The sequence below is a fragment of the Pantoea sp. X-Soil-ISGK-285 genome, assembly GCF_059730815.1.
In genome coordinates, this window is the sequence record NZ_AP035938.1 from 3,505,728 (window position 1) to 3,530,357 (window position 24,630).

At 53.1% G+C, this 24,630-nt stretch carries 16 protein-coding genes, 1 tRNA gene and 1 pseudogene; 7 read left to right on the forward strand and 11 right to left on the reverse strand.

All coding sequences use genetic code 11. From position 1 onward, the window contains the following. The first annotated feature begins 315 nt into the window (after positions 1-315). Positions 316-2,157 (forward strand): RNA polymerase sigma factor RpoD, encoded by a 1,842-nt coding sequence (rpoD, locus tag AC6I8B_RS16505; protein WP_010678531.1) that lies wholly within the window; start codon positions 316-318, stop codon positions 2,155-2,157. A gap of 74 nt (positions 2,158-2,231) precedes the next feature. Here rpoD and mug read toward each other — a convergent pair whose 3' ends face one another. Continuing rightward, on the reverse strand, positions 2,232-2,750 hold the full coding sequence (gene mug, locus AC6I8B_RS16510) for a G/U mismatch-specific DNA glycosylase (protein WP_033769837.1): 519 nt from the start codon (positions 2,748-2,750) through the stop codon (positions 2,232-2,234). Next, entirely contained in the window at positions 2,747-3,331 is a 585-nt protein-coding gene (locus tag AC6I8B_RS16515) for a TetR/AcrR family transcriptional regulator (protein ID WP_157353703.1), read from the reverse strand. The genes mug and AC6I8B_RS16515 overlap by 4 nt, the downstream gene beginning before the upstream one ends. A gap of 138 nt (positions 3,332-3,469) precedes the next feature. Between AC6I8B_RS16515 and AC6I8B_RS16520 the strand changes: the two genes are divergently transcribed. Beyond that, positions 3,470-4,261 (forward strand): SDR family NAD(P)-dependent oxidoreductase, encoded by a 792-nt coding sequence (locus AC6I8B_RS16520; protein ID WP_157353705.1) that lies wholly within the window; start codon positions 3,470-3,472, stop codon positions 4,259-4,261. Positions 4,262-4,463: 202 nt separating this feature from the next. Next, positions 4,464-4,539 (forward strand) — tRNA-Ile (locus AC6I8B_RS16525). 1,172 nt (positions 4,540-5,711) lie between these two features. Here the strand turns inward: AC6I8B_RS16525 and AC6I8B_RS16530 are convergent. The 4 genes and pseudogenes from AC6I8B_RS16530 to AC6I8B_RS16545 all read right to left on the reverse strand — a co-directional run bounded on the left by AC6I8B_RS16530 (position 5,712) and on the right by AC6I8B_RS16545 (position 7,405). After that, on the reverse strand, positions 5,712-6,023 hold the full coding sequence (locus tag AC6I8B_RS16530) for a DUF1493 family protein (protein WP_157353763.1): 312 nt from the start codon (positions 6,021-6,023) through the stop codon (positions 5,712-5,714). Positions 6,024-6,031: 8 nt separating this feature from the next. Next, positions 6,032-6,283, reverse strand: a pseudogene (locus tag AC6I8B_RS16535) (STM2901 family protein); the annotation flags it as partial. A gap of 312 nt (positions 6,284-6,595) precedes the next feature. Then, positions 6,596-6,817, reverse strand: a complete 222-nt coding sequence (locus AC6I8B_RS16540; RefSeq protein WP_010699764.1) for a hypothetical protein — start codon at positions 6,815-6,817, stop codon at positions 6,596-6,598. 477 nt (positions 6,818-7,294) lie between these two features. Further along, the gene (locus AC6I8B_RS16545; RefSeq protein WP_157353765.1) at positions 7,295-7,405 is read right to left on the reverse strand and encodes a tail fiber assembly protein; all 111 of its coding nucleotides are present in this window, start codon (positions 7,403-7,405) and stop codon (positions 7,295-7,297) included. A gap of 344 nt (positions 7,406-7,749) precedes the next feature. Here AC6I8B_RS16545 and AC6I8B_RS16550 point away from each other — a divergent pair, with 344 nt between their 5' ends. After that, a complete protein-coding gene (locus AC6I8B_RS16550) occupies positions 7,750-8,022 on the forward strand; it encodes a hypothetical protein (protein WP_232526492.1) in 273 nt (90 codons plus the stop codon). A 118-nt stretch (positions 8,023-8,140) separates the two neighbouring features. Here AC6I8B_RS16550 and AC6I8B_RS16555 read toward each other — a convergent pair whose 3' ends face one another. Further along, entirely contained in the window at positions 8,141-8,296 is a 156-nt protein-coding gene (locus tag AC6I8B_RS16555) for a YnfU family zinc-binding protein (protein WP_216844881.1), read from the reverse strand. Positions 8,297-8,603: 307 nt separating this feature from the next. Between AC6I8B_RS16555 and AC6I8B_RS16560 the strand changes: the two genes are divergently transcribed. Then, a complete protein-coding gene (locus AC6I8B_RS16560; RefSeq protein WP_497817529.1) occupies positions 8,604-17,189 on the forward strand; it encodes a GH36-type glycosyl hydrolase domain-containing protein in 8,586 nt (2,861 codons plus the stop codon). A gap of 225 nt (positions 17,190-17,414) precedes the next feature. Then, a complete protein-coding gene (gene ddlA, locus AC6I8B_RS16565) occupies positions 17,415-18,512 on the forward strand; it encodes a D-alanine--D-alanine ligase (RefSeq protein WP_111534648.1) in 1,098 nt (365 codons plus the stop codon). A gap of 20 nt (positions 18,513-18,532) precedes the next feature. On the opposite strand, the gene AC6I8B_RS16570 is transcribed toward ddlA, so the two are convergent. The 4 genes from AC6I8B_RS16570 to AC6I8B_RS16585 form a co-directional block, all read right to left on the reverse strand. Beyond that, complete coding sequence (locus AC6I8B_RS16570) at positions 18,533-19,954, reverse strand: GGDEF domain-containing protein (RefSeq protein WP_022623912.1); 1,422 nt, start codon at positions 19,952-19,954, stop codon at positions 18,533-18,535. A gap of 269 nt (positions 19,955-20,223) precedes the next feature. Further along, the gene (locus tag AC6I8B_RS16575) at positions 20,224-21,699 is read right to left on the reverse strand and encodes a SulP family inorganic anion transporter (protein WP_010256584.1); all 1,476 of its coding nucleotides are present in this window, start codon (positions 21,697-21,699) and stop codon (positions 20,224-20,226) included. Continuing rightward, complete coding sequence (locus AC6I8B_RS16580) at positions 21,696-22,331, reverse strand: carbonic anhydrase (protein WP_029519418.1); 636 nt, start codon at positions 22,329-22,331, stop codon at positions 21,696-21,698. The genes AC6I8B_RS16575 and AC6I8B_RS16580 overlap by 4 nt, the downstream gene beginning before the upstream one ends. 580 nt (positions 22,332-22,911) lie before the next feature. Continuing rightward, entirely contained in the window at positions 22,912-23,721 is an 810-nt protein-coding gene (locus tag AC6I8B_RS16585; protein ID WP_497817743.1) for a 5'-nucleotidase, lipoprotein e(P4) family, read from the reverse strand. Positions 23,722-23,827: 106 nt separating this feature from the next. Between AC6I8B_RS16585 and AC6I8B_RS16590 the strand changes: the two genes are divergently transcribed. After that, positions 23,828-24,535 (forward strand): purine nucleoside phosphorylase YfiH/LACC1 family protein, encoded by a 708-nt coding sequence (locus AC6I8B_RS16590; protein ID WP_157353769.1) that lies wholly within the window; start codon positions 23,828-23,830, stop codon positions 24,533-24,535. Positions 24,536-24,630 lie beyond the last annotated feature (95 nt).

Sequence of the window (24,630 nt, forward strand, 5' to 3'; positions counted from 1 at the left end):
CCTCTGGCGTAGAGCCGGGTCCTTAGCACACATTTTAAAGGCCGCAGGCGTCGAAGCCAGTCTGGTCACCGCCAGCGCACAGCTTCCGGAGCGTACTGAAGTACGTGAGGAAAGCGAGCACTGCCGGGGAGCAGAATGGCGAGTAAGCCAGGCCCTTAGCACAGAGTTTATACAAGCGGCTTAAGTGCCGATTACTGATGGGCAAAGCCCACGCCGCGACGAAGGCAGCGGCAAGAATTAAATGCCTTTACTGCTATTGTTGGCTCGCTGCCGACCGACACCAATCTAATTTAACAGAAGTGTGGATACCGTCTTATGGAGCAAAACCCGCAGTCACAGCTCAAGCTTCTTGTCACCCGTGGTAAGGAGCAAGGCTATCTGACCTATGCTGAGGTCAATGACCATCTGCCGGAAGATATCGTCGACTCAGATCAGATCGAAGACATCATCCAGATGATTAACGACATGGGTATTCAGGTGGTTGAAGAAGCCCCGGATGCCGACGATCTGATGCTGAACGAAAACAGCTCCGATACTGACGAAGATGCCGCGGAAGCTGCCGCTCAGGTGTTATCCAGCGTTGAATCTGAAATCGGGCGTACCACTGACCCGGTCCGCATGTATATGCGTGAAATGGGTACCGTTGAACTGCTGACGCGCGAAGGCGAAATTGACATCGCTAAGCGTATTGAAGACGGTATTAACCAGGTTCAGTGTTCTGTAGCCGAATACCCTGAAGCGATTACGTATCTTCTGGATCAGTACGACAAAGTTGAAGCAGGCGAATCACGCCTCTCCGATCTGATCACCGGTTTCGTCGATCCTAACGCAGAAGAAGATATCGCCCCAACGGCAACGCACGTGGGCTCTGAACTTTCTGATGCCGATCGTAAGGACGATGAAGAAGAAGATGAGGAGGATGATGACAGCTCCGACGACGATAACTCAATCGATCCGGAACTGGCGCGCGAGAAGTTTTCTGACCTGCGTAAGCAGTATGAAACTACCCGCGCAGTGATTAAAAGCAAAGGTCGCAGTCATGCTGCCGCCGTTGCTGAAATCCAGAACCTCTCTGATGTCTTCAAGCAGTTCCGCCTGGTACCGAAGCAGTTCGATTACCTGGTAGGCAGCATGCGCACCATGATGGAACGCGTCCGTACGCAGGAACGTCTGATCATGAAGCTCTGTATTGAGCTGTGCAAAATGCCGAAGAAAAATTTCATCACGCTGTTTACCGGCAACGAAACCAATGAAACCTGGTTCAAAGCCGCACTGGCCATGAACAAGCCGTGGTCTGAAAAGCTGCTGGAAGTGCAGGATGACGTGACACGTTCCCTGCAAAAACTTGCGCAGGTCGAAGAAGAGACCGGTCTGACCATTGAACAGGTCAAAGACATTAACCGTCGCATGTCGATCGGTGAAGCCAAAGCACGTCGCGCCAAGAAAGAGATGGTGGAAGCTAACCTGCGTCTGGTTATTTCGATTGCCAAGAAATATACCAACCGCGGTCTGCAGTTCCTTGACCTGATTCAGGAAGGTAATATCGGCCTGATGAAAGCGGTAGATAAGTTTGAATATCGCCGTGGTTACAAGTTCTCAACCTATGCGACCTGGTGGATCCGTCAGGCTATCACCCGCTCTATCGCCGACCAGGCGCGTACCATCCGTATTCCGGTGCATATGATTGAGACCATCAACAAGCTCAACCGTATTTCACGCCAGATGCTGCAGGAGATGGGCCGCGAACCCACGCCGGAAGAGCTGGCTGAACGTATGCTGATGCCAGAAGATAAAATCCGCAAGGTGCTGAAAATCGCTAAAGAGCCGATCTCCATGGAGACGCCGATTGGTGATGATGAAGATTCACATCTGGGCGATTTTATCGAAGACACCACGCTGGAGCTGCCGCTGGATTCTGCTACCTCAGAGAGCCTGCGTTCTGCGACCCATGACGTGCTGGCTGGCCTGACCGCGCGCGAAGCGAAAGTGCTGCGCATGCGTTTCGGTATCGATATGAACACTGACCATACGCTGGAAGAAGTGGGCAAACAGTTCGACGTTACGCGTGAGCGTATTCGTCAGATTGAAGCCAAAGCTCTGCGTAAACTGCGCCATCCGAGCCGTTCGGAAGTGCTGCGCAGCTTCCTCGACGATTAAGTCAGACAAAAACCCCGGTTCGCCGGGGTTTTTTATGCCTGCCTGTTACTGCCTCTCCCCTGCCCTGCGCAGATTCATTCGCTCCCCGCATGCAGTTCCACATAGAGCTGACGATACGCCTCTACCATCTCGTCCAGAGATGCGCGATTAAGGCCGCTGGGATTCGGCAACACCCACACCTGCGTTTTCCCCATACATATCGGCTGTTTGCCCCATTCGACTTTGTTCTGCTTAAAAGCACGACGAAACGCATCCTTACCAAGGATAGCCAGCGCAGCCGGCTGGTAATCCAGTACCTTTTCCATCAGCCGTTTACCGCCATCGCGCAGCTCATCAGGCGCTAATTCACTCGCCTGCACCGTGGGCCGCTCAACCAGCATGGTGATGCCGCAGCCGGTCTCCGTTAAGCGCTGCTCCTCTTCCGGCTTCAGTTGCTGCTGGGTGAATCCCGCCAGATGGATGACTTTCCAGAACCGGTTGCCGGGATGCGCGAAGTGGAACCCCTGATGGGCGGTTGACTGACCCGGGTTAATGCCACAGAACAGCACATCAAGACCGGAACTGATGATGTCGCGGATAGCGTGTTCACTCATGCCGCCACCTCCAGCGTACGCTGCTTCAGCGCATCGCGGCTGCGTTGCAGCATCTGGCTGGCCTGCTCAGCATCCGGACAGGCTCGCGCCAGCGCCAGCGCACCAACCATCTCTGCCAGCATGCTGGAGGCCAGCGCTTCCGCATCGGGCAGCCTCAGCTCACGCAATATCTGCGCCAGACCGGCATGCATCGCATTAAAGCCCTGTGCGAAGATCTGCCGTGTCGGCTGTGGAAGATGAGCCACTTCACTCACCAGAGCGGCTAATGGACAGCCCTGTGCCGGCGCATTGCGATGCGCCTCGGAAAGATAGCTATCAATAAAATCTGCCAGCTGCTGCGCTGGCTGGGTCACGGACTCCGCGGGCTTTAAGGTATCGGCTTCAGCAAACATATGCTTCAGCACCTCCTGAACCAGCTCCTCGCGTGAGGTAAAATGCGCATAAAAACCGCCGTGTGTCAGACCGACCCGCTTCATTAGCGCCGCTACACCAATTCCTTCGGTGCCGGTTTCACGCATCACGCGCGCCGCCTCATCAAGGATACGCCGCCGCGTATGCGCTTTGCTGCTCTGCTTCTCCATCTCATCTCCTGCGGTGTCTGCTACGTAGCGTCTGGCTATTATAGTAATTATTACGGTCATCATATTCCAGCTTGACGACAGATATGATGATCGTCATATTGATGGCTATTATGACGATCATCATACGAGGAAAAAGAGATGTCACAATCAGGCACAGCTTTAATCACCGGCGCATCCAGCGGTATCGGTGCGACCTATGCAAAACGACTGGCAGCACGCGGTTATGATTTGATTCTGGTCGCGCGCGATCAGGGCCGGCTCACCACCCTGGCTGACGCACTGGCAAAGCAGCACGATATTCGGGTGACGGTTATGGCGGCTGACTTAACGCACGAGCAGGATCTGCAACGCGTGGAGTCGGAACTCGCGAACAACGCACAGATTACGCTGCTGCTGAACAACGCGGGCATGAACGTTGAGGGTGAGTTTCTGGAGGCGGACATCACACGCATTAACAGCATGCTGGCGTTAAATATTCTGGCACCCACCCGTCTGGCACAGGCGGCTGGCCGGGCTTTTAAAGCGCGCGGAAATGGCATCATTATCAATATCGCGTCTGTGCTGTCGCTGGTGCACGAGATGTTCAACGGCGCTTATAACGCCACTAAGTCTTACGTACTGACTCTGACGCGTGCGATGCAGCGTGAACTTGCAGAGAGCGGTGTGCAGGTACAGGCGGTGTTGCCCGGAGCGACCCGTACGGAAATTTTCGACCGCGCAGGCCAGTCTATTAATGACATCCCGGCTGAAATGCTGATGGACGTTGATGAGATGGTGGACGCCGCGCTTGCCGGACTCGACAGCAAGGAGACGGTAACCATTCCGTCGCTTGAGGATCTGCAGATGTGGCACGACTACGATCAGGCACGTGGCACAATGGTTCCCCACCTTTCACGGAATCAATCAGCATCCCGTTATCGTCAGCGCTGAGTCAGCTATCAGCCATAACGACTGAAGTCCGGTTTCACTAAAGGCGCGGAGAAGCATAATCCGTGCCTGTTTGCGACTTCGGGATCGCGGTTCGCCAGATTTGCTATAGAAATCAGCAGGTAAATCACTGCTGATTATTTCAGCAACCGGTGGCTGAGTGCTGGATTGCCCTGGAGAGATACTTTATAATCCCCGCTCCGCTGGCCCCTTAGCTCAGTGGTTAGAGCAGGCGACTCATAATCGCTTGGTCGCTGGTTCAAGCCCAGCAGGGGCCACCAAATTTAGTCATAAAATACATATATTTAAGCCGCTCATTGAAGCGGTTTTTTTGTATCTGAATTTCTGAGTGGCGGTAAAGTGGCGGTGCATTTTCCTCAACAGCCTTATCATGCCGCTGCTGATTGCTTTAAGCAGGTGGAACAAAACTACTAAACAAAGCAAAAAACCTCAGAAGTATGTAAAGTAACTCGCTTATCAATAGGGAGAAGCTCTGATAGTTTTTTCCAGCCAAATAAAATTACCGTCTGTATCGTAAATCTGCCACAATCCCGGTGTTTGAAATGGTGAATAGTCGATACTCATACCTGTTCACCATCAACGATAGGCTTTATGCCATTTGTATAAATTGTTGGCAGCTTTCAAAGAATTAATCGTATGTTCATAATGGCTGATAAGTGTAGTAGCGATCCGATTCTTCACTTGCTACCAATCTTGTAACAGGGAGCACGTCACTGTAATTCAAGATAATGAATAATATTATCAGGCTAATATAGGTAGGATTCATAAACTGTATAAAATAGAGGGAAAAGTAAATGCATCACATTCTTGAAATACTCTCAAATTTGCTTACCAATTGGCCTGTAACAGCAGGGAGGCGAGAGAAAAAGCCAAGAAAAGACAGAAAGAAGATATCAACTCTTTACTACAAACCTATATGCAAGATCACGACTGATCAAAAAAGTAACGATATACCGCAGAAAGATGAGGCCAACTAAGAAAAACATTTATATTTACAAAATCAGTCTTATTACTTGTAAAAGATTTCAGTGGATATGATTAAGATCATAATAACAGCATCTGCTGCTGACCTCTGCCTGGAAATGACGAGACGTCTTTAGCATTACCAGGCAATGTGATAATTTTGACATCGCCTTATAGAATTTAAAAGTGTAGATATAAAAGGTTTAAAAATGAAAGTTCTGTGGAATACTCCTTCTCATTCAAGTACCTAATGAACACCGGACGAAGATATCAAGCCATTAATGAGTAGTAAGCTCCCAGCAATCCTGCATAAACTTACTGCCATAGCGCGCTATTAATAGCGCTCATATTGATAGCAACCTCTATATAGTCAGGAGTTTTAACTACTTTCCATTTTCCTCTTTAAATTTTTCACCTAACCTTTTTTATTTTTTATAAAAAATGAACACTCTTTTTACTGCATCATATTTTAGTAAAGCCACTCCCTCGCCTTAGCGGAATCAATCAGCATCTGAACAGTCAAAGGCTCAGGTTGATGATGATCGGTGCGCAGATATTTTGGCAAAATAGCGTTCGGCAAAAAAGGGATGCCTGTAGCCGGGAAATAGAGACGAAAATCAAACCGCTTCATATCAATACTAAATAGTTCAGCATACTCTTCAAAAAACTCAAAGGCCTCTTCAGGCAAAACGCAATTTTTACCTGTACTCAGGGATGCATCATCTCGCATTTCCCAAAAGTATTTCTTTATCAGACGATGAACATCTTCAACTTTACTCATAACCAGCCTTATCCTTTTTCACCTGTAATCAGCATATATCGATGAACAACATTGCGGGTAATAATCGAAAGATCATATGCAGTTAACACAGCGCCAATCCAGGGCACCCAACGTCCAACATATGCCCCGACACTTGTTGTATATGCCCATTCACCGCGCAGCATTTTTTTCCATGTAATAGTACGACGTTTTTTCTGAAAACGCTGGCGAATAAGCATTCGGCTTGCGAGAGAAAGCGGTCTGGTTCCACGTGTATTTTTTTGGGGATCCATCTTACTGTAGTCTCAGCTTTCCCGATCAAGCTTCTTCAGAGGATAATTTTATGTTTAACGCCTGTACGGCCTATACATACTTTCTCCATTACGTAAGCGATGCTTTTAACCGAAGCAGTAATAATCTACGTAGCCCATGCATAATTCGTTAATAAAAATCTAACTAATGATATGCATCACTCTGACTTTGTTAGTCAGCTTTATAGTTTTATTGCTTTTTTTACAACCATAAAGAAGGCCATAATCTGTGTCACGGCCTTGTTGTTTGATAGGTTAATTACGGATAAAAACACATACCGATCATGCTTCTCCTTTTAGCTTATCCATCAGGTAAGCAACAAAGTAGGCAAGCATGAAGAACCCGAAGAAACCAACAATTTTCCAAAGCCAACCTTCAAGTAAGAACAAAGAGAAAAATGCAGCAAATGAGAAAATCCCTGTTGAGATGGCTTCAAAAATATTTGCAGTTTGTATACCAATGAACTTACCGAATTTTAGAAGAAATGATTTTGCAGAGCTCATTTTGCATCCTTTCACATATTAATCACTGTCTCTTGATATGAATCAAATAGAATTTGAGTGGCCACTTTAAGAGGAAATCGACCATAGCCAGATTCATTCGAAAAACATTTGAAGAGTCCATCAGAAATCTACTTTGCATCCGCCTTGATGAGACTTAAACCCCTTCAGTCTAACCTTGCACTATGAGAACCTTCAACAATAGCGAAGAAGCAATTCTGACTAACCGCTTAACATCCTCAACTGTAACGTCACGAGTGAATATTTTTTTAGCGATAAATTGGGTCAGTATAAATTGTGAACCCAATCCTTCCCCCAGTCTGCCAGCACCCTATCCCGGTTTACAATCGAGAGCTTGTTTACCTTCAGTATCGAACTTTGGGTAAAAACCGTTAATCACAACAGTAATCAGTTGCCGGATGGGTTCATGTCTGTCTGCAGTGACTTTCATTGATGGGTAATAAAAAATCCGCTGCAATGTTAGTTCCACTCAGCCAGACGTGCGAGCTCGTCATCAGCTGCAATGCTGATATCAACCGCATCCAGCAGCGGTGTGGTGGTCCGGTTTGCTTCATCGGTTACGACGGCCATTCTTTTGAGAGCATGAAGCACTGCATTTTCACCTTCCGGTACCTGGGTTACAGGTTCACCTCTCCTTTCCCTGCTTAACCTCACACTCTTTTACCCACTATTTTCCCTGTAAAAGACGCCACTCATCCTCACTCTGATAACCCGACTGATACCCCGGAGTCACTTTTTAACCCTGCAGAGGGTGTATCAGATTATTTTCATAAACCCGCTATATTTACGGATATGAACAAATGCAGTCCAGACGGGCCAATTGAAATCTGCACAACGTGTGCGCTGAGGTCAGATTCACAATGCTGCAGATTAATTTATTGAACAGAAGAGTATGAATAGATTAGAGGTTTATCATGAAAAGTTCATCAAGTGCTGAACTCTGCTGCCGGGTAATTCATGGAAGAACCATCATGCCGCTGAAGAACGTTGCGTTGTATCAGGTCGAATTTGAAAATGGCAGATTTGCGGTGTTACGCATTAATAACCTTCTGACGCTTCAGGAAGGCGATATTATTTCAAGAGTTAATGAAGTGTGGTCTGCAGGACCAGATATTATTCAACTTTCATCATTCGAATTTCTCGACCAGGGCGAATCACAGCGTTATTTCACCGAGTACGAAAGATAATGCAGAATTATCAGCACATTGAAAAACATGTTACGGATAAATTGCCTCAATGAGGGATAAGGTTAAACAGTATGACTTGCTGCTGCCTGTTGATCGCAACATAAAAAGACGACGGAATTTATATAACATACAATGACTTACAGTGAGGGCATAAGACTGCCTGTCCTTTATTCTTTTTAGCTACAGACTGTCTGGAAAACTTTTTACACACCGGACACTGTGTATTGGTTTCGCTGCTGTGTAGCGCGTCGAAGAGAAAGCTCAACCAGGTCATGTCGTTATCCTCTGAAATGTTGCCATCAGCGTAACACAGTGCAGGTAAATTAATTTTTTTATCTGTCGGCTCTGATGTTAAACAGGGCTAAGGTGAGGAGAAGGCAGCTGTTTATTTTTTTAACTTTATTTTATTGCCATAAGAGAACGCCAGCCGGTTAATCAGGATAGCTACGAATAACGGAAACAGGACTATAATCAATATCATCTACACCTGTTTATCACCTCCAGCCCTTCTTTTGGCTCCTTTTTTGTCATCCTTTCTTTTTTTCCGGATCCAGCTGCTGCGCAAGCGCAAGGAAATGAGTGTGAAAATAAAACTGACGACGTGGTTCAGCCGGGAAAGTGAATTACCCGATGAGCATTTTCCTTTGTTCCCGACTGAAGGTATTTATCAGGCCCACCGGCCAGATATTTTTTCGGCTGAACAAATGGATAACTACGGCGAAAAATTAGCGAAAACGCATAATCTGTCGGGTGGAAAATGGTCCTACCGACTGTTGCAGCAGCTGGCAGATAATGAACTGTCATTGACGCGCAGCGCAGAGATCCTGAGTGAAGGCGATAAGCGCAGCCAGACACCGGCGGCCGTCTGGATACTGGATAATTTTTACATCATTGAAGAGCAGATCCGCCTGGTCCGGCACCTGTTACCGGCAAAATTTGGTAAAGGACTGCCCATGCTGGAGGAGTCGGCTCATTACCTGCGCATCCAGGCTATCGCCGAGGAGATGATTAAGCACAGTGATGGCAGACTGGAAACCAGCGTCCTGCATCCTTTTATCGCTGCCTACCAGCGCGTTACGCCCCTGCTGCTCGGCGAACTGTGGGCCATGCCTGCCATGTTACGGTTTGCGCTTATCAACAATCTGGCCCGGATTGCGGCTGACGTCGCCAGGGTACATCAGGAACGTAATAAAGCGGAGCAGTGGATCAGCGATATCCTCTCCACTGCCGCCGAAGATGCGTCAAAAGTTATTCTGGTCATCGCTGATATGGCCCGCCAGAACCCGCAGGTTTCCGGCGCTTTCGTCGCTGAACTTGAACGGCGCTTAAGTGGCCAGAACAATACTCTGGCGTTAACCTGGGTCGAACAACAGCTGGAAAATACCGGCCGGAAAACCTCGGAAGTCATTGAGCAGTTCAACCGGCAGCTGGCCCTGAGTCAGCTCTCTGTCAGCAACAGTATTACTGGCCTGCGGCAACTCGGCGAAATTGACTGGCAGGCCTTTGTCGAATCCGTCAGCCTGGTTGAGAAAGTCCTGCAGCAGGATCCCACCGGGACATACCCGCTGATGCATTTTGACAGTCGCGATGACTACCGCCACGTGATTGAACGTCTGGCACGGCACAGTCGCTTTGATGAACGTGAAGTCGCCCAGGCTGTGCTGACGCTGGCCAGCCAGCCTGATCTTCCCCTGCGTCAGCAGCATGTCGGCTATTACCTGCTGGATAAAGGATTTCAGCAACTGGAACAGCAGCTTGACGTTAAAGTAAAGTGGCTGAACAGGAGCCGGCAGCATCTGAGCCAGACTCCTTTACTCTCCTGGTTAGGCAGCCTTTTACTGCTGACAACCGCGTTTACCGCCGAGATGCTCTACAGCACCCATCAGGCGGGCATGGCGTCATTACTCTGGTTGCTGGTGCTGCCCGCCATCATTGTCAGCAGCCAGCTAGCCTTGCAGTTGCTGAGCGAGTTAACCACCCGCAGCCGCCATCCCCTTCCCCTGCCCCGACTCGATTATTCTCTGGCGGTACCGGAGCATGACCGCACACTGGTAGTTATCCCCTGTTTACTCAGCAGCAATGAGGGAACAGACGCCCTGTTGCGCTCTCTGGAAATCTGCTATCTCGGTAACGCCTTAGCGAATATCAGTTTTGCGTTACTGACCGACTTTACCGATAGCGCCGAACAGGATCATCATCATGACGCCGCGCTTATCCGTTACGCCGTGCTGAAAACGGAAGCGCTGAATCGGCGCTACAGCGGGGGTAAATCGGACATTGCGCTCTTCTCCCTGTTACACCGTGACCGCACCCATAATATTTCTCAGGGCGTCTGGATGGGGTATGAACGCAAGCGCGGTAAGATCCATGCCCTGAATCGCTGGCTTCAGGGTGAAGAAAACGCCTTCAGCGTCACGGTAGGTGCCACGCAGACGCAGCTGCACAGCGTTAAATATGTGATTACTCTCGACAGCGACACAATACTGCCGCGTGAGACTGCGCATAAGCTGATTGGCGTCATGGCCCACCCACTCAATGCACCGGTGTTCGACGATGTCAAAAATCGAGTAGTTGAAGGCTATGCCATCCTGCAGCCTCGTCTGGCTGAAGAGATACCGGTTAACGGTCAGAGCCGCTATGCCCGGCTGTGCAGCAGCATTCCGGGGAATGATGCTTACTCCTCACTCTCATCCGATATTTATCAGGATCTGTTTGGTGAAGGCTCATTTGTCGGCAAGGGTATTTACGATGTCGCTGCCTTTAGCCGGGCGATACGCAATACCTGTCCGGAAAATCTGGTGCTGAGCCATGACCTGCTTGAGGGGTGCTATGCCCGCTCCGGTGTGGTCAGTAACGTCGTCCTGTATGAACAATATCCGGATAGTTATCTGAGCGATGTTGCCCGACGATTTCGCTGGGTGCGGGGCGACTGGCAGCTCCTTAACTGGCTACGGTTGCAGGTGCGGCAGGAAGATTGCAGTCGTCAAAAGAACCCGCTCAGTGCGCTTTCCCGCTGGAAATTAACAGACAACCTGCGCCGCAGCCTGGTGGCGCCTGCCCTGCTGATGCTGGTGTTTATGCTGTGCACGATAGTACCGAACCCGGCATTCTGGGTCGGATGCATCATGCTCTTTCTGCTGCTTCCGGGACTGCCAGCGTTGGTAATCGACGGGGTGACGAAAAGTAAAAAGCGTGCCTGGCGGCAGCATTTATCCATGCTGGTCACCGATGCCTTTAACCGCCTCTCCCGCGCTGGCCTGGCGCTGGCCATCCTGCCTCACGAGAGTTACTGGTCGCTGAAGGCGATTATCGTAACCTTATGGCGCCTGACTATCAGCCACCGCTTTCTGAACGAGTGGAAAAGCGCTTCATCACAGAAACCTGTCGAGCCTGATGTGCGCCATTTCTACCGCCGCATGTGGATTAATCCGGTAGCAGGCGCGGCTCTGGTATTCCTGACCAGCCTGAGCATGCCGTTGATGACGCATGTCGCACTGGCGCTCGCTTTATTGTGGGCGGTCGCCCCCGCGTTACTGAGCCGCATGAGCCAGCCTGAACGCGCTCAGCCAGGCAGCCTTTCAGCGGAACAGCGCATCTTTTTGCGTCGCACCGCGCGTAGAACCTGGGCCTGGTTTAACGAATTTGCCAGCAGTGATAACAACCATTTGCCGCCGGATAATCTGCAGGAGATTCCGGAGTCGCGGGTGGCCCACCGGACCTCACCGACCAACATTGGCCTGTCGCTGCTGGCAAACCTGACGGCCTGGGATTTTGGTTATATCAGCCAGAATCGGGTCATCAGCCGGACGCTCGACACCCTCGATACCCTTGATCGAATGGAGCATTTCAGAGGACATCTTTATAACTGGTATGACACCCAGACGTTAAAACCGCTGAACCCACGCTACGTCTCAACGGTAGACAGCGGTAATATGGCGGCTCACCTTGTGACCCTTCAGGCTGGCCTGGCGCAGTGGAAATACCAGCCGGTGATGTCTCTCCCCTGTATCCTGGAAGGTCTCTCCGATACCATCTCACTGCTTAAAGACCAACTGAGCGACACCCGCAGCGACATAGTGGAAAAAATCGATGCGCAGCTAAGCCTGATGCAGCGCGCTTCACCCGCCGATTTTCACGCCGGGATGCAGGCTCTGCTGGCATTAAGCGTGGTAGCAGAACAGGCTTATCTTCCGACAACGCGGTTAAACTGGCCGGCGCTTTTCCACCAGCAGCTGGTCGATTTCACTCAGGAGTGGGCCCTCCTTTTCAGCTGGGTTACCCCGGATGCGCCACTGCCTGCCGACATTCCGTCATTGCTGTGGCTCGCTGAGTTGAACCTGAACCGCCCCGGGCTCCCGGAAAAACAGGCAGAGACTGCGATATGGGCCGCCCGCGAACGGATGGCTGCCCTGCTGGAGCTGGACAGCCGCCTCAGCGATCACGCCAGTATGGACTTCCGCTTTCTCTATTATCCGGCCACATCTTTACTCAGCGTGGGCTATAACATGGACAGCGGTCTGCTGGACGCCAGCAAATATGACCTTTTCCCTTCAGAAGTCCGCCTGACGCACTACTTTGCTATCTCCACCAGCCAGCTTCCGGCCAAGAGCTGGTTTGTACTGGGTCGCTTATTTACTCAGCTGAATAACCAGCCCGCCGTGATGTCATGGAGCGGCTCAATGTTTGAATACCTGATGCCGCACCTGGTCATGCCGGTTTACCCCGACACGCTACTGGAAAAGATGGCGTTATCGGCGGTCAGGCAACAGATTGCCTCGGGTAACAGCACCGATACGCCCTGGGGCGTTTCGGAATCGGGTTACGCTGCGTTTGACGTCAATCATAACTACCAGTATCGGGCATTTGGTACGCCGGAACTGGGTCTGAAACGCGGCCTGAATGACAATCATGTTGTTGCGCCCTATGCGACGCTGCTGGCGCTGATGGTGCTGCCGCAGGAGGCGACAGCTAATCTGATAAGACTTAAAAAAATGGGTGCCAGCGGTGACTACGGTTATTACGAAGCGCTGGATTTCACCGCGGACCGACTGGCTCCCGGTCAGCCATTTTCGATCGTCAAATCGTATATGGCCCATCACCAGGCGATGGGATTGCTAGCGCTCTCTCACCAGCTGCTGGATGCGCCCATGGTCGCGCGCTTTATGTCCAGCGCACTGTTTCAGTCGTCGCGTTTGCTGCTGCAGGAAAAAGTGCCTGATGATATTGAGCTCTATACCCCACGCCGCAGTTTTGTCGAAAACAGTGACCCTAAACAGCAGCGCAGCATTCCCGACCAGCGTGAATTCAGTGGTTCAGATCCGCGCCAGCCACAACTTCAGCTGCTTTCCAATGCAGATTATCATCTGATGGTGACGCACGCGGGGACAGGCTACAGCCAGTGGAAGGGGCTGGCACTCACCCGCTGGCGTGCAGATAGCACCAGCAACAACTACGGAACGTTCTGCTACGTTACCGATCAGCAATCCGCCGAAGTGATTGCTCATAGCTATCAGCCGACCTGCTGCGAGCGTCCGCATTATAAAACCCGTTTCAATGATGCCGGGATTGAGTTTGACGCTTCAGGCACCACCTTCAGCATTCACACGCATATCGTGGTCTCCCCGGAAGATGATGTGGAGATCAGACGCATCACGGTCACTAACCGTTCCCGTCAGACCCGCCCGTTCGATATCACCAGCTACACCGAAGTGGTACTGGCGCCAGCAGCCAGCGATATGGCCCACCCTGCGTTCAGTAATCTGTTCGTCCAGACTGAGATCGTTGACAGGCTGGAAGCGATTCTGGCTCACCGTCGGCCACGTGAAGAGAAAGAAGTGACGGCATGGATGTTTCACGCGATGGCGATACATGGCAATACCGGCCGCCAGACCTCTTTTGAAACCGACCGGGCTCGTTTTCTCGGGCGCGGCAGGACGCCAGCCGATGCTCAGGCGCTGATGCCGGGCAGTGAATTAACGGGTCAGCAGGGAGCGGTGTTAGATCCCGTGTTATCAATTCGCCAGTCAGTGACGTTAAAAGCGGGAGAGACCGTCACCATCGATATGCTTTACGGTGTGACACTTCAGCGTGACACCACTATTGCGCTGATTGAGAAGTACCGTAACCACATCAGCGCCGATCGGGTGTTTGAACTGGCGTGGTCCCACAGTCAGGTCGCCTTGCGTCAGTTGAATATCCGCACCGAAGATACCAGCCTGTTTAATCAACTGGCCAGTGCCGTACTGTTTTCCAGTGCCGAAATGCGTGGCGAATCAGACGCGCTGATGCAGAACCGGCTGGGCCAGGAGTCATTGTGGCGTCATGCGATTTCGGGTGATCTGCCGATTCTTTTGGTTCGGATAGAAAACGATAATCAGCTCGACCTGGTCACCACGCTCATTCAGGCGCATCAGTACTGGCGACAAAAAGGGCTGACGGTCGATCTGCTCATCCTGAACAGCGACCAGGGCGGCTACCAGCAGAACCTGTTCAATCAGCTCACGACCCTGATCCCCGCCGGAGATGAACGGCAGCAGGCGGACAAACCTGGCGGCATATTTATCCGCAAAAGCGAAAGTTTTTCCGCTGACGATCTGCAACTGTTGCTGAGCGTTGCGGCGGTCGTGCTGGAAGGCCGGAACGGCAGCCTCGCCGATCAGCTCAGCACGCTGTTAAAACCGGTGCGCACCCCGCCTGCTTTTGCGTTTCCATCGGTCAGTAAGACGCCGCCGCCTGCAGCCGTCACCTTTTCGCCGGAGCGGTTGCAGTTTTTTAATGGCACCGGTGGCTTCAACGAGGACGGTAGCGAATATCACATCATTCTTTCCGGCCAGCAGCAGACGCCTGCGCCGTGGTGCAATGTGCTGGCCAACAGCCAGTTGGGCACCGTCATTTCCGAGAGTGGCCAGGGCTATAGCTGGTATGAAAACGCGCATGAATATCGTCTGACGCCCTGGCACAATGACCCCGTCAGTGACAGCTCTGGCGAAGCGCTTTATCTGCGTGATGAAGAGACGGGTGATGTCTGGTCGCCGACGCCGCTTCCGGTTCGCGGCAAGGGCGATTATCTGACCCGTCATGGCTTCGGTTACAGCACGTTTGAACACACGGAGTATGGCATCAGCAGCACGCTAACGGTGTTCGTGGCAGAGGAGGCGCCGGTCAGACTTTCCCTGCTGACGCTGAGTAACCTCTCTGGCAAAACGCGTAATCTGTCGATTACCGGATACGTCGAATGGGTTCTGGGTGAGCTGGCGAGCCGCTCCGCAAGGCATGTGGTGACCTCCCCTGCCGCTATCGCCACAGGCAGCGCGGTTCTCGCCAGAAACTTTTATAACAGCACGGGCTCTGCGCGGACCGCTTTTTTTGCCGTCACAGGTACCCGGATTGCGTACAGCGGCAACCGGCTTGAGTGTCTGGGTCGTAACGGCACCACACGGCAGCCCGCGATGATGAATGTTCGTGGTCTTTCGGGTAACACCGGGGCAGGAATGGATCCCTGCGCCGCGCTGCAGACGCTGACGACACTGATTGACGGCGACAGCCGCAGCTTTGTTTTTGCCCTTGGCGTCGGGGAAGATGAGAGTGCAGTGACCGCACTAATGCAACAGTTCCTCTCCACCGGGGAAGCTCAGAACGAGCTGACCAGGGTTAAACAGCACTGGCAGCAGTTGCTGACTAAAGTGCAAATCCAGACACCGGCAGCGGAGGTCGATTTACTGGCAAACGGCTGGCTGCTGTACCAGACGCTGGCCAGCCGTTTGCTGGCGCGCAGCGGATATTACCAATCCGGTGGTGCCTTTGGTTTCCGCGATCAGTTACAGGATACGCTGGCGCTGACCCACGCTGCCCCTCAGCGCCTGCGCGATCAGCTGTTGTTGTGTGCATCCCGCCAGTTTATCGAGGGAGATGTACAGCACTGGTGGCATCCGCCTGCTGGCCGTGGCGTCAGAACCCGCTGCTCCGACGACTACCTGTGGTTGCCCTATGCGCTGTGCCGCTATGTGCAGGCAACCGATGATATGGCGCTGCTGTCACAGCCCGTCAGCTACCTTGAAGGTCGCCTGCTGGCAGAGGACGAAGAGTCTGTCTATGAGCTTCCGGGCGTCAGTAAGGTTAATGAACCGCTATGGCAACACTGCGTTCGCGCGATTAACCACGCTCTTAATTACGGTCAGCACGGCCTCCCGCTGATGGGCTCCAGAGACTGGAACGATGGTATGAGTACCGTCGGGATTGCCGGCAAGGGTGAAAGCGTCTGGCTCGGCTTCTTCCTCTATACGGTTCTGGACCGCTTTGCCGCGCTGGCTGTGCGGTTCGGCGATACCGATACCGCCCGCCACTGTCAGGAGCACGCGCAGACGCTCAAGACCGCGCTTAACCATGCGGCCTGGGATGGCGAATGGTATCTGCGCGGCTTTTTTGACAGTGGCCAGACGCTCGGTTCACATGCTGACAGTGAGTGCCGGATAGACGCCATTGCCCAGAGCTGGTCGGTACTCTCTGGCGCAGGCGAGGACGCCAGATGCTGGTCAGCAATGGCGGCGCTTTATCAGCATCTGGTTGATAAGGATAACCGGCTGATTAAATTGCTCACTCCGCCTTTCGATGGCGCAGGGCCAAATCCGGGCTACATTCGCGGTTATTTACCGGGCGTCAGGGAAAATGGCGGTCAGTACACCCATGGGGCTCTGTGGGCGATTATGGCCTTTGCGGCGATGGGTGAAACAGAGCGCGCCTGGTCCCTGCTCTCTATGATTAATCCGGTTAATCATAGTGGCAATCAACAGGATATGGCGATCTACAAAGCAGAGCCTTATGTGATGGCTGCGGATGTGTATGCGGCCGAAGGCCACAGCGGGCGAGGCGGCTGGACCTGGTATACCGGCTCATCAGGCTGGGCCTATCAGCTTATCAGTGAGAGTCTGCTTGGGATAAGCCGGCGCGGCAACGCGCTGTCTGTCCGGCCACAGCTTCCCGCTGACTGGTCAGACATAAAAATTGTCTACCGTGAGGGGGAAGGGAACTACAACATCCGGGTCACTCGCGGTGACAGCACTTATCAGCTGTGGCTGGATGGCAAACGGTGTGACGGTGACGAAATAGCGCTGGAAAGCCATCGCCAGGAACATCAGGTTGAAGTCAGGCTGGGCTCTGCATCAGGTTAAGTTAAACCTGACACCCCGCCTGCATCAGGTTAAAGAGGAGATTCAGTGACCTTTGCGAGCGGGCCGTTGAGCTGCCACCCGCGTCAACACTGGGAGCTGAACGGCAGCGTTCTGGTGAGTGGCGAGGGTTAATCGCCTGCCCACAATTATCTGTCGCCCTGCCCTGTTTTCCCTCGCGAAGCCCATGCTATCTTGTGGTTTTGATTTTTTCAGTGGGCAAAATTGATGACAAAGTTGCGGGTAGGGATCGTGTTTGGCGGGAAATCGGCTGAGCATGAGGTGTCGTTACAGTCGGCCAAAAATATCCTTGAGGCGATCGACAAAACCAGGTTTGACGTGGTGTTGCTGGGCATTGATAAGCAGGGACACTGGCGTCTTAACGATGCTTCAAACTTCTTACTTAACGCTGAAAATCCGGCGCTGATCGCGCTGAATCACGCCGCTGAAGATGTGGCGCTGGTGCCCGGCACAACTCAGCAGCAGATCATCACCCGTCATAACGCCCATCCGCTGTCGCAGATCGACGTTATCTTCCCTATCGTGCACGGTACGCTGGGTGAAGATGGCTCCCTGCAGGGCCTGCTGCGTATGGCCTCGTTACCCTTCGTCGGTTCCGACGTGCTGGGCTCTGCGGTCAGCATGGATAAAGATTTTACCAAACGCCTGCTGCGCGACGCCGGCCTCAACGTCGCGCCGTGGGTGAGCGTCACCCAGGCCCAGCGTGCACAGCTGGACGCCAGCGCAGTGATTGCCCGCTTTGGTCTGCCGCTGTTTATCAAACCCGCCAACCAGGGTTCATCCGTGGGCGTCAGCAAAGTGGATAGCATTGAAGAATTTGATGCCGCGCTGGCGCTGGCCTTCTCCTTTGACCGCAAGGTGCTGATTGAGCAGGGTATCAAAGGCCGCGAGATCGAGTGTGCGGTGCTGGGTAACGATGCCCCTGAAGCCAGCCCCTGCGGTGAAGTGGTGGTGCATGACGCCTTCTACTCGTATGACACCAAATATATCTCCGAGAGCGGTGCGCAGACGGTGGTCCCGGCAGCCATTTCATCGGAAACCAGCGATGCGATTCGTGAGGTCGCCATCAAGGCCTTTACCGCGCTGGAGTGCTTTGGCATGGCGCGCGTCGATGTGTTTTTAACTGACGACGGCGAAATTATCGTCAACGAAGTGAATACCCTGCCGGGCTTCACCAATATCAGCATGTATCCGAAACTGTGGCAGGCAGCCGGACTCAGCTATCAGGACCTGATCAGTCGTCTGATCGACCTGGCGATTGAACGCCACCAGCAGGCCAGTACCCTGAAAAGCAGCGTCAGCTGACACAACCCGGCGGCGTGGCCTTATGCCACGTCGCTGGTGATGGCACGGTAGTTAACCGGTGAGGTCTGATTGCGGCCATTGCGTTTCGACAGATAGAGGTTTTTATCGGCTGCGGAAATCAGCCGGTTGATGACGCGGTGCCACTCCGTCGCCTCACCGGCACTGCCATGCGCCAGCCCCAGACTGACAGTGACAGTGGCCGTACTGCCCTGCAGCCAGAACTTCTCTTTCGCCATCTTCTGCCGGATGCTCTCAGCAAGAAAGTAGAGCTTTTCCGGATTCTGGTCGAACAGCACCACCGCAAACTCTTCGCCGCCAAAACGGCAGATGCGCCCCTCTTTACCCACAACGCGCTGCATACGGCGGGCGATCTCTTCCAGCACGCTGTCACCCGCATCATGACCAAAATTGTCGTTAATCGCTTTGAAGTAGTCGACATCCAGCAGGATCACGCCCGCCCGGCGGTCCGGGAAGATCGGCTCAGCACGCAGACTTTCATAGAGGCCGGAACGCGACAGTAGCCGGGTCAGGAAGTCATAGTTGGCGCGCAGCGCCAGACGCTGGTTGAGCTGGCGAATCGCATCCATGCTCACCGCCACAATCAGCGGGCTGATCGCAATGGTCGCCACGCCCAGCCGTGCCGAGGTCAGATGGGTGATCGGCAGCATATTGTCATCGCCCTGGATATTCATCACGCCGTGCGAAACCAGAATGATTTCGCTAATGCCGGTGAGCAAAATCACCAGACTGGTGAGCGGCATCGGCAGCACGATGGCGCACCAGACCAGCGCCGGAACCGGGAACGTCAGGCTGCCTGCGCCGCCCATCATCGCGCCAATCATCAGCGAAAAAATCACGGCGACAACCGGTGCCAGCTTGCGCATCTGCATAAACTGCCGGGGCGACAGCGACGCCCAGTCGCGCGTCAGCAAAAAGGGCAGCAGCATCAGCCCGGTTGAGAACTGTTCGCTGAACCATTCGCCCCAGGCCGTCACCAGCCCGCTGTTAAAATCGGCCTGCTGCGCCAGCGCCCCCCAGCTGGCGCAGGCCAGTCCGGCCAGCAGACAGGCCGGAAAAATGCGCAGCACGCTGGTTATACGCTCGCTGCCGGAGTCGTGCTGAAGATGTTTTACCAGCAGCGTCACCGCCACCAGCACAAACAGAAGATTCGCCATGTTGAGGGTAAAAGCAGAGAGCGCCCAGCCTGAAAAAACGATGTCGTTAAACACCATCGCAGCAAAGGTAGCCAGGTAATAGCGGGTCTGATGCAGAAAAGGATTCCGGACGATCACGCCAGTGACGATCGCGTTGACCGGCCAGAACAGCGACAGCTCCTGTGGAAAGCGCAGGTGTCCGCCGATAAAGCAAAACAGCAACGTGATTAAAAACAGTGAAAATGCGTTCTTCTTAACGTTGTGCTCTTCAAACAGCTGTATGCGCATACATCCGGACCTTGTCACAGAGAGGCTGGCTGTCCACGCCAGCCTGGACAGGCGCGTGGTGTCAGAATGATTAAATCCTGAATATCCTCAATGTCATCCGGCGATAAAACCTCGTTTCATAGGCTAACTCAGAAAAGTTACCGTTTTGAGGCTAAACCCATCAGATGACAGCAAAAACTGGGGCTCTATTATGCATCGCAAATAAAAAAATCGGATATCCGAGATATCCGATTTTTGCTTTTCAGACGACTTTACCGTTGCGCTAAAGGCTATTTTACGGCAACCGGCCACTGACTCAGGCGAATGCCGCGTTTGTCGGCGTTATCGCCAAAATCTTTCAGTACCGCTTTGACGTCGGGATCGATATATTCCGCATTGTCGTTATCGACGATGACTACGCTGTTCTCCGGGATCTCATCCAGCAATCCCTGCAGCTTTGGATTGTGCATAAAGGTCAGGTTCTGCTGAAAGCGCAGCACGTAGTGGTCGTCATAGCGGGTGAGCTGCAGCGCGTTGCGATGGCTTTTATAGATGCTATAGAGGATCTGCGTGGCGATGCCGATACCAATCCCGACCAGCATGCCCAGCGTAATAATACCGACGATGGTGGCCAGAAACGGCACGTACTGCTGCGCGCCCATCCGGAACTGCTCAATAAACAGTTTGGGTGTCGCCAGCTTGTAGCCGGTATAGAGCAGCACGGCAGCGAGGCTGGCCAGCGGAATGGCGTTCAGCATCTCACTGAACCACATACCGCAAATCAGCAGCAGCACACCGTGAATGAAGATCGACAGTTTGGTCTGCGCGCCCGCACTGACGTTAACCGAACTGCGCACGATCACCGCCGTTATCGGCATCGCGCCAAGAAAACCGGCCGCCAGGTTACCGATGCCCTGCGCGAACATCTCTTTGTTAGGCGATGGCGCGGGCGTCTGAGGACGCAGTTTTTTCAGCGCCTCCTGACTCAGCAGCGTTTCCAGACTGGCGACCAGGGCTAAGGTTACCGCAACGACCCAGACCTGCGGATTCTGCCAGGCCATCCAGTCGGGCGTTTCCAGCTCTGCTACCAGCGCGGAAATGCTGTCAAAAGCGGGCAACGAAATGCGCGCCAGACCGCTGGTCATCTCCGGGAACAGCCGTCCACCCACGACGGTAGCAAGGCAGCCTATCAGCACGGCAATCAGCGGCCCAGGGATCCAGGCCAGCGCTTTGATCCGCTTCACCGGTGCGGTGGTCCAGAGACATAAAATGGCCAGGCCGACACCCGCTACTGCTACCGCAGGCAGCGAGAAGGTCATCTCACCGGTCACCAGTGAAACCAGCTCCGCATCGCCCGCGGCTCCCAGCGCCACCGGGATCTGCTGCATGATCAGCAGCAAACCGATCGCCGCCAGCATCCCTTTGATGACGCTGCCCGGCACCAGCGAAATAAACCGTCCGGCACGCAGCAGGCCAAACAGACATTGCAGTGCTCCGGCGATAATCAGCGCGGTGAGAAAGGCGGAAAAGCTGCCCAGAGACGCCATTGAGGCGACGACGATAGTGACCAGGCCTGCCGCCGGGCCGCTGACGGCAAACCGGGACGGACTCAGTGATGTGACCACCAGGCCGCCAATCACACCGGTCAGCAGACCGGCAAACGGCGGTAATCCGCTGGCCTGTGCGATGCCAAGACAGAGCGGTAAGGCGACCAGAAACACCACCAGACCCGCAGGAATGTCGCGACGCAGGGTATCGAGGTTCATAATGAAGGTTCCTCTGCAGATTGATGAATCAGCTCTTTAAGATGGCCGGAGCGCAGGTCATACACACAACCAAACACCTCCAGTTCCTGGCCCGATTGCCAGATTTGCCGGACCGGTTCAGATTTCACCAGTCTGGCGAATTGCGCCTTAACGTTGGCCTCAACCAGCCGATCGAGCTGTTCACCCGGCTCCGCGTCTGAAGGGGGGCTTTCCGCCAGGCCATGCTGAATATCATGACGCAACGTCTGAATGCGTCTCGCCAGCGCGCTCTCCTGCCCGTCCAGCACGCTGCCCGGCAGATTCTGCGCGGCTTCCACCCCACCGCAGCCATAGTGGCCGCTTAATACAATGCGTTTTACACCGAGAAAGAAGAGCGCGTATTGCAGCACGCTCAGTAAATTGTCATCGTCCTCAATCACCATGTTGGCGATATTACGATGCACAAAGAGTTCGCCAGGATGGGAGCCAGTTAAGACTTCTGCCGGAACGCGACTATCAGAACAACCTATCCAGAGTGAGTGCGGCTTTTGCTGATGAAGGAATTTTTTAAAGTAGTCTGGATTACGCTGGCGGCGCTGTAATGCCCAACTGCGATTTTTCGCTAATAAGGGTTTAAGTGTCGTCACAATCATCTTCTCTCTACTACCGGGATGTCGCATCCTGGCTAACCACAAAGTGTATCGGCTCACAAATAAAGCGTGAGCCGCCAGGTAAATAAGAACTAAGTCACAGAAAAAGGTTATAGCCGCTAACCATTGCCAATGCACGAGCAATATTTCACAGCACTTTAACATCATGCTATTTGTCAATCCGGCGTCAGTAAGAGTCAGGATTAAGTAAATTTAATTAAGCAGAAGAGAAGTGAAATAATTAGCGGTAATCATTTTAAAATCAGTAATATCAATAAATTAAAATATAAAAGATAATAAACTAAAGTTACTGCTGACAAAAAAATACAATCATTAACCAAGGGGATATTCACTGCCATACCAACCGGCCTGCTTTTTACCAGGAATACTCTTAATTAAAAAATTAACCATTAGCACGATCAACCGGCTTAATTGCTGATAGCCAGTCAGATATGCCTGATTTTAGATAAGAATGAAGCAAGAGATAATTAATTTAATTTGCAGCAAAATAGTGACGGGAGAAAGTAAATCAGGACCATGTTTTAACAGAGCCTGACACGGTCAGGCTCTTTTTCTTGACGAATTATTTACCGTTCCAGCTTTGCAGGCGCGATTCCCGCACAGACAGCTGCTGTTCGGGCGTCAGTTTATTGTAGTTTTCCGCCATTCCGCTCTCCCAGTCGCCGTAGAGCGGATTCGGCAGCACGATGAACTGCGTTCCAAACTGCTGATGGTTAAGATTCACAAAATCACGACGCGTCTGATTACCCTGATGCCAGGTCGCGCCACCAAAATCGTTGAGGTTATCGCCAACGTAGAGCACCACGTTATAGCCGGCATTTTTAATGGCATCGAAACGTGCCTGCTTATTGGAGCTGTCAGTATTCAGACGTACCGTTTTATCGCTGACGTTGGGGAAACCGAGCTGCTGCATGTTAGCGACCGTGGCCGCGTAATCTTTCTGATCGCGGTTCGACACATAGAACAGCGTGCCGCCATTCTGTGTGACATGACGCGCAAACTCTATCGCGCCCGGCACCGCTTTCGCCTGCCGCGCCTGTGTCCAGGCTGACCAGGTTTTGCTGCTGAACGGCTGGCCGTTCATCGCCTGCCACGCGCTGTAGGCACTGTTATCCAGCATCGTCTCATCCAGATCGACAATCACCGCTTTGGGTTTGCCAGTCAGCGAGGGGGCCTGATCAAACGCCATACGCGCGGTATTAAATGCCTGCCAGGTCAGCGCCTGATATTCACCAGACTGCTGGAACCAGTTTACCGCCAGCACCGATTGCTGGCCGAGTTGCTGTTGCGCGGTCTGATGTGTCGACGAGGCGCAGCCGGTAAGCAGCAGCGCGACCAGTCCGGATGCAGCCAGTTTTGCGGAGGTTTTCATCATTTCATCCTTAAGGTGAGAAAGGTCTGAGGAGAAGCTTCAAAAATGTAGCAGTTAACGTAAGCTGTGGGCAGCCCAACGCACGCTGTTATAACAGGAGATTCCTATGGCCGTGATCCCGCGCTCGCCATTGCTCGATTCGCTGGAGTGGCTCGAATATGCGTTTCAGCCAGCCGGAGAGCCACCACCCGCTGATGCCGCCTATGGACATCAGCGCCACAGCGCGACCGTGGTCACCGATATTGAGAACATCCCACCCAAAAGCTGCGAGTCTGACGGCGTGATCGGCAGCGGGACGCGCCCGGTGGCGGTCTACACTGCCGACTGCCTGCCAGTGCTGTTCGCCGATCGCCAGCAGCGGATCGTGGCCGCGGTTCATGCCGGACTCAAAGGTACGCTGGCGGGTGTGCTGACCCGCGCGGTTGAAAAACTGTGCGAACAGGGTTGTGAGCCGCAGAACCTGATGGTGGCGATCGGTCCGGCGATGGGCCCCTGCTGTTATGAACTGGCCGAACCGCAGCTGGCGGAGATTGCGCAGAACCCGGCATTGGCCAGCGGGCTGCGCTGGCACCAGAACCAGCCGGTTAATCCTCTGGCGCAACGTCCACAGGCCGCTGCCCGCCAGCAGGGTGTCTGGTTCGATCTGCCTGCGCTGGCAACGCATTTGCTGATAAACGCGGGTGTGCCGGCTGCGCAGATCGATAACGTCAATGTCTGCACCTACTGCATGGCCGAAAGCGGTTCAAGCTACCGCTTCAATACCCACCACAGCAGCGGCTATCACTCCCGCTATTCGTGGATCCGTCGACGTTAATGGGTTTTCTGGCACCGCGCTGACAGCAGTTAGCGTGATCTTAACAGCGACGGGCGCTGACGCCTGTCGCAAAGCTACGCGGGCCACGGATGACG